This is a genomic window from Actinoplanes sp. CA-015351 (assembly GCF_050955685.1).
In the GTDB taxonomy this organism is placed as follows: Bacteria; Actinomycetota; Actinomycetes; order Mycobacteriales; family Micromonosporaceae; genus Actinoplanes.
On record NZ_CP192102.1, the window covers coordinates 8174173 to 8187113 of the forward strand.

A 12941-nucleotide genomic window follows, 5' to 3' on the forward strand; every position below is an offset into this window, starting at 1 on the left:
GGGGTTCGTCCGATCAAGACGCACTACGCTTGAACGGTGGCTGACTTGACCGCTGCACGGCTAGACGTCGATGGCCTTCTCTCCGATCCGGCGATCCGCATCGTGGTGTGCTGCGGTGCGGGTGGCGTTGGCAAGACCACCACAGCCGCGGCTCTCGGCCTGCGCGCCGCCGAGGTGCACGGCCGCCGCACGGTGGTGCTCACCATCGACCCGGCTCGCCGGCTGGCGCAGTCGATGGGCCTCACCGAGCTGGACAACACGCCCCGGCAGGTGAAAGGCATCGACTCATCGACCGGCGGTGAGCTGCACGCCATGATGCTCGACATGAAGCGCACCTTCGACGAGGTGGTGGAGCAGCACACCAAGCCGGATCGCGCCGCCGAGATCTTCGCGAACCCGTTCTACCAGGCCATGAGCTCGACATTCGCCGGCACGCAGGAATACATGGCGATGGAGAAACTCGGCCAGCTGCGTGCCGCCGACGAGTGGGACCTGATCGTGGTGGACACCCCGCCGTCGCGGTCCGCGCTCGACTTCCTGGACGCGCCGGCCCGCCTGTCCCGGTTCCTCGACGGCCGCATGCTGCGGATGCTGCTCGCTCCGGCGCGGGCCGGCGGCAAAAGCATGTTCAGTTTGGTCACCGCGTCGTTCGGGCTGTTCTCCCGGGCCGTACAGAAAATTCTCGGCGCGCAACTGCTGACCGATCTCTCCGGTTTCGTCGCGGCGCTGGACTCGATGTTCGGCGGGTTCCGGGCCCGTGCCGACCAGACTTACCGGGTCCTGCAGGACCCGCAGACGGCGTTCCTGCTGGTCGCGGCGCCGGAACGAGACGCGGTCCGGGAGGCGGCGTACTTCGCGGAGCGGCTGGTGGCGGAACGGATGCCGCTGGGTGGGCTGGTCCTCAACCGGATGCACCAGGCCGAGCCCGCAGGCCTTACGCCGGAGCAGAGCGAGGCAGCGGCGGCCGAACTGGAATCCGCCGGCGATCAGACGGTCACCGCGGACGTGCTGCGCATTCACGCGGGTCTGCTGCGGCAGACCGAGCGAGAGGTACGCGTCGCCGCCACGTTCACCGACGCCTTCCCGCACGTCCCGACGACAGTTGTCGCGGCACAGCCCGCCGACGTTCATGACGTCGACGGGCTGCGAACGATCGGAACGCTGCTCGCGTGACCGGCTGCTTGATCACCCGAGCAACGCTCGCGGGATCAGCTGGAGACGAGCACCTTGTCGGCGCCCTTCTCCTTGAGTGCGGCCTCGAAAGTCTTCCGCCAGCTCGCCACGTGCGGGTGGCGGCGCAGGAGCGCCCGCCGCTCGCGTTCCGTCATGCCTCCCCAGACGCCGAACTCGATGCGGTTGTCCAGGGCGTCGGCGAGGCACTCGTAGCGGACCGGGCAGCTGCGGCAGATCCTTTTCGCCACGTTCTGCTCGGCACCCTGCACGAACAACGCGTCAGGGTCGCCACTCTGACACGCCGCCATGCTGGGCCAGTCGCTGATCATCCCCATCGGTAAACGTCCCCCCTTGTTTCCCCCCGACGCCCGCGGCCCATGTCCCCCATGCCACGCGGACGCCCTCTGCGATGTCTCGCCGGACCATCATGCTCCGTAGTTGGTCGATTACGCAACGTTGTCCCTCAAATACGTATAGCCCGGTAGTTCCGGGCATAGCGGCCAGGTGGAGGGGGCCGAACGGGGGCATCTTTGGTGCATAAGCCGAAAAACACTCCGCCAAGTGGGGTGACGGGTCACACTCATATCGGGCGGAGGGGGCCTTCTCGCCGGGCGGTCGCGTGCGGTGTTCGCGTACCCTGCTCGGGTGACCTCCTGGCTTCGCAGACGCGATCACAACATCTTCACCAACGCGACCTCGCTTTTGATATGCGGGCTGTTGGCCGGGGTCGTCGTGGCCGCGGCCGCTTTCCCCGCCGCCGCGATGACTGGACTCGCCGCGAAAGCGGGTGGTCAGACGTTCGCGAACCTGCCCAGTGAGCTCAAGGATTTCAGTTCACCGCAGATCACCCGGATCTATGCCTCCGACGGGCGCACCCAGATCTCGCAGTTCTACGACGAGTTCCGCAGCGACGTTCCGCTGAAGGACATCTCGAAGAACATGCAGAACGCGATCCTGGCCGCCGAGGACCGGAAGTTCTACGAGCACAACGGCGTCGACGTCAAGGGCGTCGCCCGTGCGTTCGTGGGCAACAGCCAAGGCGGCGCGCAGCAGGGCGCCTCGACCCTCACCATGCAGTACGTGCGGATGTCGCTGGCGTACTCGGCCACCAACCCGCAGGAGGTGATCGACGCGACGAAGGACAGCCCGAAGCGCAAGATCACCGAAATGAAGTACGCGCTCCAGGTCGAGAAGCAGCTCAGCAAAGACCAGATCATCGAGCGTTACCTGAACATCGCGCCCTTCGGCAACCAGGCGTACGGCGTCTTCGCCGCGAGCCAGGTCTACTTCAACAAGAAGCCGAAGGACCTGTCGGTCGCCGAGGCGGCCATGCTCGCCGGCATGGTCAAGGCCCCGAGCAGCTTCAACCCGACCACCCCGTCGGGGCACCAGCAGATCACCGAGCGCCGCGACAACTACATCATCCCCGGCATGGTCTCGCTGGGCATGATCACGCAGGCGCAGGCTGACGAGGCGAAGAAGTCCAAGGTTCCGGACAAGGTCAAGTCGGTCGGCAACGGTTGCGCCTGGGTGGCGAAAAACAACTGGGGCTTCTTCTGTGACTACTTCTACCGCTGGTGGCTGGGCCAGGAGGCCTTCGGCGCCACCGAGTACGACCGGGAGCGCCGCCTCAAGAGCGGTGGCTACCGAGTGGTCACCACGCTGGACCTGAAGGGTCAGGCCGGCGCCCGCAAACAGATCGTCGAGCGGCAGTCGGACAACAGCAAGAACGCCCTGCTGCTGGCCGGCATCCAGCCCGGCACCGGCAAGGTGCGGCTCCTCGCGACGAACCGTAAGTACAAGCTCGACAACCCGGACGACCCGCAGAACAAGATCTCGTCGGACCCGAAAAAGGCGGCCAAGGGCATCCGCGGCACGTACCCGAACACCACGAACCCGCTGCTGAGCGGTGGTGGCGACATCACCGGTTACCAGGCCGGCTCGGTGTTCAAGATCTTCCCGATCATCGCGGGTCTTGAGGCGGGTCTTCCGCTGGGCACGACGATCAAGGCGGAGAAACAGTACAAGTCGGGCTATATCGTCCAGCGCGGGTCACCTGCGGCCTGCGCGGGCACGCACTTCTACTGTCCGAAGAACTCGGGTGGTGGCGGCGCCGGCGTCTACACGATGTGGTCCGCCTTCGCGAAGTCGATCAACACGTACTTCATCCCGCTCCAGGAGCGGGTCGGCACCGACAAGGTGGTGGCTGTCGCCAAGCGCTTCGGCGTGCAGTTCCGCGAGCCGAACGACGCCTTCATGGCAACAAAGGAGGGCGGCGTCGAGCAGTGGGGCGCCTTCTCCCTGGGTGTCACCGCGTCCACGCCGCTGGACATGGCGAACGCGTACGCCACGCTCGCCGGTGACGGCATGTACTGCGAGCCGACCCCGGTCGAGCAGATCACCACGAAGGACAACGAGAAGATCGACGTCGGCAAGCCGCACTGCATCCGGGCCACCACGAAGGACGTGGCTCGCGCTGCTCTCGACGCGGCTCGCTGCCCGGTCGGCGACTCGGCCCAGATGGGCGCCTGCAACGGCGCGACCGCCGGCCCGACCAAGGGCATCGTCGGCCACCCGGTGTTCGGCAAGTCCGGCACCACCGACGCCGACAAGACCGCGTCGCTGATCGTCGGCACGACGTCGATCGTGGTCGCGGGCTACATGGTCAACCCGGACTATCCGGACCACAAGGACCACATGTCGCACCCGATCATCAACCCGGCCGTCCAGTACACGGTCGCGAACTACATGAAGGGCAAGCCGAAGGTCCAGTTCAAGAAGCCGGCCAGCACCAAGATCGCGTACGGCGACCAGAGGTCGATCGCCGACGTGACCTGTGACTCGGTCGGCGCCGCTCGCGACCGGCTGGAAGGCCAGGGCTTCTCGGTCTCGACCGGTTCGACCGTCGACTCGAAGTGCCCGGCCGGCACCGTGGCGGGCACCAACCCGTCCGGCCGGACCATCAAGGGCGGCGTCGTGGTCCTCGAGATCAGCAACGGCAAGAACGACAAGCCGGATCCCGCGGAAAGCGAAGCACCGGCAGCCCCCGGTAACAACAACGGCCCCGGCAACTAGCCGGGAGAAAAAGCGGGCGGGAGATCAACGATCTCCCGCCCGTTTCATTTGGTCCGTGTCAGACCAGCTGGCGCCGCACCTCTGCGGCAACCCGCCCGCCCTCCGCGCGTCCCGCCACGGCGCTCTGAGCAGCCTTCATGGCCGGGCCCATCTGCGCCTTACCGGTGATGCCGGCCGCCGCGAGCGCCTGCGTCACGATCTCGGCGATCTCCGCGTCGGTGAGCTGCTTCGGCAGGTACCGGTCCAGCACCTCGCCCTCGGCGACCTCCTTGGCGGCCTGCTCGGCCCGGCCCGCACCGGAGAACGCGGTAGCAGCCTCGCGGCGCTTCTTCGCCTCCTTGGTGAGCACGGCCAGCACCTCGTCGTCGGAGAGCGCGCGAACTGCGTCACCGGCCACCTCGGCGGTACGCACAGCGGACAGCGCCATCCGCAGCGTGGACGTGGTCAGCTCGTCCCGGGCCTTCATTGCCGTGTGCAGGTCATCGTTCAGGCGGTCTTTCAGCGTTCCCATGGCGGAGAAACTACCCTTGCCGTCATGCGCAAGCGCTCCCTTATTACCGCCGCCGCGGCGCTGACCGCTGTTGGCGGCGCGACGTTCGCCTATGCCTCCCTCATCGAGCGCAACCTCTTCACGCTGCGCCGCTTCGACGTACCGGTGCTCGAACCGGATGCGGAACCGCTGCGCATCCTGCACCTGTCGGACCTGCACATGATGCCCGAGCAGCGCCGCAAGCAGGACTGGGTGGCCGCGCTGATCGGCACCGACCCGGACCTGGTGATCACCACCGGCGACAACCTGTCCTCGCCGTACGCGGTCCCCGGGGTGCTGCGCGCCCTGGAGCCGTTCCTCGACCGGCCGGGCGCGTTCGTCTTCGGCTCCAACGACTACCGGGGCCCGGTCTTCAAGAACCCGCTGCGTTACGTCCTGCCCGGTGAGCGGGAATACGTGCAGGGTGTCGACCTGCCCACCGACGACCTGCGAGCCGCTCTGGTGGACGCGGGCTGGGCCGATCTGAACAACGCCCGCACTGTCCTGAAAGCCGGCGGCCGCTCGATCGAGCTGGCCGGCGTCGACGACCCGCACGTCGAGCGCGACGATTACGCCTCGGTGGCCGGCTCGATCAGCAGCGGTGCCGACCTGCACCTCGGTGTCACGCACACCCCGGCGTCCCGGGTCCTGAACGCGATGGCCGCGGACGGGTTCAGCCTGCTCCTGGCCGGGCACACGCACGGCGGTCAGGTCTGCGTGCCGTTCTACGGAGCACTCGCCACGAACTGCGACCTGCCCCAGTCGATGGCGAAAGGCCTGCATCGCTGGCCCGGCTCGGATTCCTGGCTGCACGTCTCCGCCGGCCTGGGCACCCACCCGACCGCCCCGATGCGATTCGCCTGCAAGCCGGAGGCCTCACTGCTCACTCTGATCCCACGCTGACCTGGCATTTCACGGGTGGGGGGTCCCGATTTCCGTGGCTGCGGGAGGGTCAGCTAGTATTTATCTCGCAGCTCGGGGTGTGGCGCAGCTTGGTAGCGCGCTTCGTTCGGGACGAAGAGGCCGTGGGTTCAAATCCCGCCACCCCGACCACGTAGTTGCAGGTAGGCCCGGCACACCGGATTGATTCGGTGAGCCGGGCCTACGGCTTTTTCCGTCCGGGACGCGCATCTGCCTTGTGGGCGTGCGCGCCCCCAGTTCTAGAGTGCGAGCTGCGGGCGGGCCGGCATGGTGCGGGGCGCCGCCTGCTGGGGCACCGCGTACGGGCCGATCATCTGCTCCACGGCGGGCGCGACCGACGGGCGGTCGCCGAGTTGCATGAGCCGGGTGGCGCGGGCCAGGGAGCCGGTCTCGCCGTCGCGGAAGCCCTCTCGGTAACCGCGCTCGTAGCGTTCGCCGCGGCCGAGGGCACGGCCCAGGGCAAAGCACGAGGAGCCGGCGAGAGCGAGCAGGAAGAGCATCGCGAAGGGTGTCACAGAACTATCCTTCCGGGGCATAAGCCACTAATTAGGCGAAAAGTACCCCAAAAGGACATATTTTGCGGTAAAGCATGGATCAAGTACCTGTACGGGTGACGAGAACGTGGGAAGCGGCATGTGACAAGCTGGGTCCTTGTGACTGACTCCGACCTTGCCCGGCAGGTTCGCAGCGTGAGCCGGCTAACCGGCGAATTCACCCTGCGCTCCGGCCGCACCGCGACCGAATACTTCGACAAGTACCAGTTCGAGGCCGACCCGGAACTCCTCGACAAGCTGGCCGAACAGCTGGCCGTGCTGATTCCGGAAGGCACCGAGGTCCTCGCCGGCCTGGAGATGGGCGGCATCGCGGTGGTCACCGCGCTGGCCCGGCACGCCAAGCTGCCCACCGCGTTCGTTCGCAAGGAAGCCAAGAAGTACGGCACCGCCCGGCTCGCCGAGGGCGCCGAGGTGGCCGGCCGGCGTGTTCTGATCGTCGAGGACGTGGTGACCTCGGGCGGGCAGGTTGTGCTCTCCACCAACGACCTGCGACGCCTCGGCGCACATGTGGACCACGCGGTCTGCGTGATCGACCGTCAGGAGGGCGGCTCACAGGCCCTCGCTGCCGAGGGCATCACCCTGCGCGCCCTGCTGACCCGAGCCGACCTGGACGCCGTCGCCTAACCCCCTCCAGCCTTCTCCAGCTCCCTCCAGCCCTCCGGCTCGCTCCAGCCCCCTGCGGCCCTCTCCGGCCCCCTCCTTGCGCGATCTTGTGGAGTTCCGCGGCACCGTTCCCGTGGAAGTTCACAAGATCGCGCTAGGAAGGGTGGCTAGGAGCGGGCTTTGGTCAGCTCAGCTGCCAGCAATTCGGCGATCTGGACCGTGTTCAGGGCTGCGCCCTTGCGCATGTTGTCGCCGGTGACGAAGAACGAGAGGGCTCGGGGGTCGTCCATCGCCCGGCGGATGCGGCCCACCCAGGACGGATCGGTGCCGACCGCGTCGATCGGCATCGGGAACTCGCCCGACTCCGGGTCGTCCACCACGATCACGCCTGGCGCGTTGCGCAGCACCTGCCGGGCCCCGTCGGCGGTCACCTCGGCCGCGAAAACGGCGTGCACGGCGATCGAGTGTCCGGTGACGACCGGTACGCGTACACAAGTGGCCGAGACCTTCAGCGCCGGAATCCCGAGGATCTTGCGCGACTCGTTGCGGAGCTTGAGCTCCTCGGAGGACCAGCCGAGCGCCTCCAGCTGCCCGGACCAGGGCACCACGTTGAGCGCGAGCGGCGCCGGGAACGGGCCAAGATCGTCGCCGACCGCCTGGCGGACGTTGCCCGGACGGGAACCGAGAAGCCTGTCGCCGGCCACCTTGGTGAGCTGGTCATGCAGGGTGTCGACGCCGACCTGACCGGCGCCGGATGCCGACTGGTACGACGCCAGGACCAGCTCACGCAGCCCGAATTCGTAGTGCAGCGGCGCCACCGCCATGATCATCGCAGCGGTGGTGCAGTTGGCGCTCGACACGATGCCCCGTGGTCGGTACTGGAGCACCTCGCGGTTCACCTCGGGCACCACGATCGGCACGTCCGGTTCCATCCGGAACGCGGCCGAGTTGTCGACCACGATGACGCCGCGCGCGTTCGCGATCGGCGCCCACTGCTCCGACACGTCGTCGGGCACGTCGAACATCGCCACGTCGACGCCGTCGAAGGCCTCGGCGGTCAGTTCCTGGACGGTCAGCTCCACTCCGCGGCAGGTCAGGACCTTGCCGCTGGAGCGGGCCGACGCGATCAGCCGGATCTCGCCCCAGACGTCGCGCCGGGACGAGAGCAGTTCGAGCATGACGGAACCGACGGAGCCGGTGGCTCCGACGACGGCGAGCGTGGGCTTCGCCATCAGCCGGGTTACCGGCCGGTGCCCGCGTAGACGACTGCCTCCTCGTTGCCACCGAGCTCGAACTGGTCGTGCACGGCGCGCACGGCGGTGTCGAGGTCGGTGTCACGGCAGACGACCGAGACCCGGATCTCCGACGTGGAGATCATCTCGATGTTCACCCCGGCGGCGCCGATGCAGGCGAAGAAAGCCGCCGCGACACCCGGGTGCGAGCGCATGCCGGCGCCGATCAGCGACACCTTGCCCACGTGGTCGTCGAAGAGCAGGCTCTTGAACTTGATCTGGTCCTTGATCTTGTCCAGGGCGGACATCGCGTTCGACCCGTCGGCCTTGGGCAGGGTGAACGAGATGTCGGTGCGACCGGTGCCCTCGGTGGAGACGTTCTGCACGATCATGTCGATGTTGATCTCGGCCTGGGCGACCGTCTCGAAGATGCGGCCCGCCGAGCCCGGCTCGTCCGGGACGCCGACGATCGTGATCTTGGCATCGCTGCGCTCGTGCGCGACCCCGGTGATCAATGCTTGCTCCACGTCAGGGTCCTCCATCGATCCGGTGACGAGCGTGCCTTCTTTATTCGAGTACGAAGAGCGTACGTGGATCGGCACCTTGAAACGGCGCGCGTATTCCACGCATCGCAACATCAGCACCTTTGCCCCGCCGGCCGCCAGCTCGAGCATCTCTTCGTACGTGATCTGCTTGATGTGCTTGGCGTTCGGCACGATCCGCGGGTCCGCGGTGAAGACGCCGTCCACGTCGGTGTAGATCTCACAGACGTCGGCGTGCAGCGCGGCGGCGAGCGCGACGGCGGTGGTGTCCGAGCCGCCCCGGCCCAGCGTGGTGATGTCCTTGGTGTCCTGCGAGACACCCTGGAAACCCGCGACGATGGCGATCGCGCCCTCGTCCAGCGCGGTACGCAACCGGCCCGGCGTGACATCGATGATGCGCGCCTTGCCGTGCGCCGAGGTGGTCAGCACGCCGGCTTGCGAGCCGGTGTACGACCGGGCTTCGTACCCCAGGTTGTGGATCGCCATGGCGAGCAGCGCCATCGAGATCCGTTCGCCGGAGGTGAGCAGCATGTCCAGCTCGCGGCCCGGCGGCAGGGGGCTGACCTGGTTTGCCAGGTCCATCAGCTCGTCGGTGGTGTCACCCATCGCGGAGACGACGACAACGACGTCGTCGCCGGCCTTGCGGGCGGCCACGATGCGCTCGGCCACGCGCTTGATGCGCTCGGCCGTCGCCACCGACGAACCACCGTACTTCTGCACCACTAGAGCCACGGCAAAACCATTCCTTCCAGGGCGGTCCTGACCACCCTAGCCGCGCTGGCACGACCGCTCGACAGGCGATCCCAGATTCCGGCCACCGTGCCGCGACACGCCGGGGGCGCTGGAGGGGCGTGTCGCACGGCCCGGCCAGAATGTCCCGATGCGGCTTTTCGCGTTTACCGTCACGCTGCTGGCGCTGAGTCTGACCGCTTGTTCCGGCGGCGAGACCCCGGCGCCGGCGCCCACCTCGGCGGCGCCCCCATCGGCGGACGGGGCTGCGGTGGAGGGGCCCGCGGGGGACGCCGGCAGCGCCCTCGCCGGTCTGGCCGCGCTGGCGCTGGACCGCCGATTTGCCGCGCTCTACACCTGGGACACCGGCGACGGCAGTCCCCGCGACGTGATCGCCATGGTGGCGAACGACGGCAGTTGGCGGGTCGACATCCCGCGCGGCGCGCTGGGCGGGACCGCCGACGTCGCGATCGTGCGTACGGCCGCCGGCGTGCACCAGTGCTCGCTCGGGGTCAGCGCCACCTGTGTCCTGGTCGCCGACCACGGTGAGAAGGTGCCCCGCAAGTACGACCCGAAGGTGCAGCGCCTGTTCCGGCAGTGGCTGCCCGCCTTCACCGACCGGCACGAGGCGCTCGCGGTCTCCGCGGTCCGGCCGCTCGACGGCGCGGAAGGCACCTGTTACTCCGTCGACTCGGTCGCGGCCGGCTTGGACGCGCCGGTCGACGTCGGCATCTACTGCTACTCGGCGGACGGCCTGCTCACTGCGGCCCGGGTCAACTTCGGGGTGTTGAAGCTGGTCAAGCAGGTGGCCGCGCCGGCGGCGGTTCAGCTGCCCGGCCCGGTGGTCACCGGGACGCCACTGGGGATGGATGCGCCGCCACCGGTGGTCGTCCCGTCCTCGGTGGTCGCACCGGGCTGACGGTCAGGTTTCCCACGATCCGGTCGTTCTATTAGCCACCTCGAAACTGATCACGTAACGTCGGTGACGACATGTGGCAGGTGAACCTTCTCCTTCGCTGCCGCGACGAGGCCCCATTCCAGGCCGGCACCTCGTCGCGGAGTTGAGTCGCGCCGCCTGCTCGTCTTTTTCCTGACTGGAGCAGTCACATGTCCGAGGCCTTCAAGACCCAGCGTCCGAGCGCGATGCCCTTCCAGCGCTACGAGTCGTACCAGAAGCAGTTCGCCGTTCCGCTGACCGACCGTCAGTGGCCCTCCCGCGTGGTCGAGGCCGCTCCCCGCTGGTGCGCGGTCGACCTGCGCGACGGTAATCAGGCCCTGATCGACCCGATGTCCCCGGAACGCAAGCGGCGCATGTTCATGCTGCTGGTGAAGATGGGTTACAAGGAGATCGAGGTCGGCTTCCCGGCCGCGAGCCAGACCGACTTCGATTTCGTACGCCAGCTGATCGAGCAGGACCTGATCCCGGACGACGTGACGATCCAGGTCCTGGTGCAGTGCCGTGAGCACCTGATCGACCGGACGTTCGAGTCGATCCGCGGCGCCAAGCGCGCCATCGTGCACTTCTACAACTCGACCTCGACGCTGCAGCGTCGTGTGGTGTTCGGCCTGGACAAGGACGGCATCACCGACATCGCGACGACCGGCGCCCGGCTCTGCCAGAAATACGCGGAGATCCACACCCCGGACACCGAGATCTTCTACGAGTACTCGCCGGAGTCCTACACCGGCACCGAGCTGGATTACGCGCTGGAGATCTGCTCCGCCGTGATCGACGTGATCGACCCCACGCCGGACCGGCCGCTGATCATCAACCTGCCGGCCACCGTCGAGATGGCAACCCCCAATGTGTACGCCGACTCGATCGAGTGGATGCATCGGAACCTGCCCCGCCGGGACAGCGTCGTGCTGAGCCTGCACCCGCACAACGACCGTGGCACCGCGGTGGCCGCCGCCGAGCTGGGCCTGCTGGCCGGTGCGGACCGCATCGAGGGCTGCCTGTTCGGCAACGGCGAGCGGACCGGCAACGTCGACCTGGTCACCCTGGGGCTGAACCTGTTCTCCCAGGGCATCGATCCGCAGGTGGACTTCTCCACCATCGACGAGATCAAGCGGACCGTCGAGTACTGCAACCAGCTGCCGGTGCACGAGCGCCACCCGTACGCGGGCGACCTGGTCTACACGGCGTTCTCCGGGTCGCACCAGGACGCGATCAAGAAGGGCTTCTCCGCCCTGCAGGCCGACGCGGACGCCGCCGGCACCCCGATCGACGACTTCACCTGGGGCGTGCCCTACCTGCCGATCGACCCGAGGGACGTCGGCCGCACCTACGAGGCGGTCATCCGGGTCAACTCGCAGTCCGGCAAGGGCGGCGTGGCGTACATCATGAAGGAAGAGCACAAGCTGGACCTGCCGCGACGGCTGCAGATCGAGTTCTCCGGCGTCGTGCAGCACCACACCGACGAGGAGGGCGGCGAGGTCGGCCCGCAGCAGATGTGGGACATCTTCGCCGGCGAGTACCTGGTGGAGCACCAGTCCACCCCGGCGTTCACCGTGGAGAATTACAGCACCGCGACGGTCGACGGCAAGGTCGAGATCGACGTCGAGGTCTTCCACCGGGGGGTCCGCCGCCCGCTGGCCGGTGTCGGCAACGGCCCGATCGCCGCGTTCGTGCAGGCCGTCGAACCACTGGGGATCAGCGCCCGGGTTCTGGACTACCAGGAGCACGCGCTCACCTCGGGCGGCGACGCGCAGGCGGCCGCGTACGTCGAGGTCCAGGTCGGTGACGTTTCGGTCTGGGGTGTCGGGATCGACGCCAACATCGTCAGCGCCTCCATCAAAGCGGTGACCAGCGCGATCAACCGCGCGCGTTGAGATTCATCCCCGCGTGCCGCCGAGGGGCGGCACGCGGGGATCACGCTTAGGCTGGCGTCGTGCCACGAAAAGCCCCCCGCTCGCTCCTGTTCCTGCTCACCGCCTCCCTCGCCCTGACCGGTTGCGAGGTCGTCGACGCCGGCGACCCGGGTCAGGATTCCGGTTCCGGTTCCGGCGCCTCTTCCACCTCGGCGGAAGAGGCGAAGGAGGCCAAGACCCAGCTGGACGCCTTGACCGTCGCCAAGGCCGCCACCATGAAGGGTTACTCCCGGGAGAAGTTCCCGCACTGGCGTGACGCCGGCTCGAACTGCGATGTCCGCGACACGGTTCTTGAGCGGGACGGCAAGAACGTCAAGCTCTCCGGCTGCAACGTGGTCGCCGGGACCTGGAACAGCATCTATGACGACCAGGTCATCGACTCGCCGACCAAGGTGGACATCGACCACATGGTCCCGCTGGCGGCCGCGTGGCGTTCCGGCGCTGCCAAGTGGGACGACGACAAGCGCGGCGACTTCGCCAACGACCTTGACCGTCCCCAGCTGATCGCGGTTTCGGCGACCTCCAACCGGTCAAAGGGTGACCAGGATCCGTCCACCTGGAAGCCTCCGGCGGAAAGCGTCTGGTGCGAATACGCTGTGGACTGGATCACAGTCAAGAGCTACTGGAAGCTGAGCGTCACCGACAAGGAGAAGTCGGCGCTCGACGACATGCTGAGGACCTGCTGATGACCGCACCGGAACAAAGCAAGGAA

General features: G+C 67.6%; 12 protein-coding genes and 1 tRNA gene. 8 read left to right on the top strand and 5 right to left on the bottom strand.

Going from position 1 to position 12941, the window contains the following annotated elements; all coding sequences use genetic code 11:
- The first annotated feature begins 45 nt into the window (after positions 1–45).
- Positions 46–1173 carry an ArsA family ATPase gene (locus ACQP2E_RS37180; RefSeq protein ID WP_433834238.1) on the top strand — a complete coding sequence of 376 codons (1128 nt, stop codon included), beginning with the start codon at positions 46–48 and terminating at the stop codon, positions 1171–1173.
- A gap of 35 nt (positions 1174–1208) precedes the next feature.
- Here ACQP2E_RS37180 and ACQP2E_RS37185 read toward each other — a convergent pair whose 3' ends face one another.
- Positions 1209–1508 carry a WhiB family transcriptional regulator gene (locus tag ACQP2E_RS37185; RefSeq protein WP_111654190.1) on the bottom strand — a complete coding sequence of 100 codons (300 nt, stop codon included), beginning with the start codon at positions 1506–1508 and terminating at the stop codon, positions 1209–1211.
- Between the two features lie 310 nt (positions 1509–1818).
- Here ACQP2E_RS37185 and ACQP2E_RS37190 point away from each other — a divergent pair, with 310 nt between their 5' ends.
- The gene (locus tag ACQP2E_RS37190) at positions 1819–4248 is read left to right on the top strand and encodes a transglycosylase domain-containing protein (RefSeq protein ID WP_433827617.1); all 2430 of its coding nucleotides are present in this window, start codon (positions 1819–1821) and stop codon (positions 4246–4248) included.
- Positions 4249–4306: 58 nt separating this feature from the next.
- On the opposite strand, the gene ACQP2E_RS37195 is transcribed toward ACQP2E_RS37190, so the two are convergent.
- On the bottom strand, positions 4307–4759 hold the full coding sequence (locus tag ACQP2E_RS37195; RefSeq protein ID WP_433827618.1) for a GatB/YqeY domain-containing protein: 453 nt from the start codon (positions 4757–4759) through the stop codon (positions 4307–4309).
- A gap of 24 nt (positions 4760–4783) precedes the next feature.
- Here ACQP2E_RS37195 and ACQP2E_RS37200 point away from each other — a divergent pair, with 24 nt between their 5' ends.
- Positions 4784–5680, top strand: coding sequence for a metallophosphoesterase (locus ACQP2E_RS37200; RefSeq protein ID WP_433827619.1), 897 nt, complete (start codon positions 4784–4786; stop codon positions 5678–5680).
- 73 nt (positions 5681–5753) lie between these two features.
- Positions 5754–5830: transfer RNA gene (locus ACQP2E_RS37205), tRNA-Pro, on the top strand.
- Positions 5831–5937: 107 nt separating this feature from the next.
- Here ACQP2E_RS37205 and ACQP2E_RS37210 read toward each other — a convergent pair.
- On the bottom strand, positions 5938–6213 hold the full coding sequence (locus tag ACQP2E_RS37210) for a hypothetical protein (protein WP_111654186.1): 276 nt from the start codon (positions 6211–6213) through the stop codon (positions 5938–5940).
- A 138-nt stretch (positions 6214–6351) separates the two neighbouring features.
- Here ACQP2E_RS37210 and pyrE point away from each other — a divergent pair, with 138 nt between their 5' ends.
- Positions 6352–6876, top strand: a complete 525-nt coding sequence (gene pyrE / locus ACQP2E_RS37215) for an orotate phosphoribosyltransferase (RefSeq protein WP_111654185.1) — start codon at positions 6352–6354, stop codon at positions 6874–6876.
- 146 nt (positions 6877–7022) lie between these two features.
- On the opposite strand, the gene ACQP2E_RS37220 is transcribed toward pyrE, so the two are convergent.
- A complete protein-coding gene (locus tag ACQP2E_RS37220) occupies positions 7023–8090 on the bottom strand; it encodes an aspartate-semialdehyde dehydrogenase (RefSeq protein ID WP_433834240.1) in 1068 nt (355 codons plus the stop codon).
- 5 nt (positions 8091–8095) lie between these two features.
- Positions 8096–9361, bottom strand: a complete 1266-nt coding sequence (locus ACQP2E_RS37225; RefSeq protein WP_111654183.1) for an aspartate kinase — start codon at positions 9359–9361, stop codon at positions 8096–8098.
- Positions 9362–9509: 148 nt separating this feature from the next.
- On the opposite strand from ACQP2E_RS37225, the gene ACQP2E_RS37230 reads away from it, so the two are divergent.
- The 3 genes from ACQP2E_RS37230 to ACQP2E_RS37240 all read left to right on the top strand — a co-directional run bounded on the left by ACQP2E_RS37230 (position 9510) and on the right by ACQP2E_RS37240 (position 12915).
- Positions 9510–10277: a hypothetical protein gene (locus tag ACQP2E_RS37230; RefSeq protein ID WP_433827620.1), complete on the top strand. Its 768-nt coding sequence runs from the start codon at positions 9510–9512 to the stop codon at positions 10275–10277.
- A 188-nt stretch (positions 10278–10465) separates the two neighbouring features.
- A complete protein-coding gene (gene leuA, locus ACQP2E_RS37235) occupies positions 10466–12190 on the top strand; it encodes a 2-isopropylmalate synthase (RefSeq protein WP_433827621.1) in 1725 nt (574 codons plus the stop codon).
- 59 nt (positions 12191–12249) lie between these two features.
- On the top strand, positions 12250–12915 hold the full coding sequence (locus ACQP2E_RS37240; protein ID WP_433827622.1) for an HNH endonuclease family protein: 666 nt from the start codon (positions 12250–12252) through the stop codon (positions 12913–12915).
- The last annotated feature ends 26 nt before the right edge of the window (positions 12916–12941 follow it).

Coding starts and splice junctions, on each gene's coding strand:
- ACQP2E_RS37185 (WP_111654190.1), bottom strand. CDS start 1,508: ATGGGGATGATCAGCGACTGGCCCAGCATGGCGGCGTGTCAGAGTGGC.
- ACQP2E_RS37195 (WP_433827618.1), bottom strand. CDS start 4,759: ATGGGAACGCTGAAAGACCGCCTGAACGATGACCTGCACACGGCAATG.
- ACQP2E_RS37200 (WP_433827619.1), top strand. CDS start 4,784: ATGCGCAAGCGCTCCCTTATTACCGCCGCCGCGGCGCTGACCGCTGTT.
- ACQP2E_RS37230 (WP_433827620.1), top strand. CDS start 9,510: ATGCGGCTTTTCGCGTTTACCGTCACGCTGCTGGCGCTGAGTCTGACC.
- leuA (WP_433827621.1), top strand. CDS start 10,466: ATGTCCGAGGCCTTCAAGACCCAGCGTCCGAGCGCGATGCCCTTCCAG.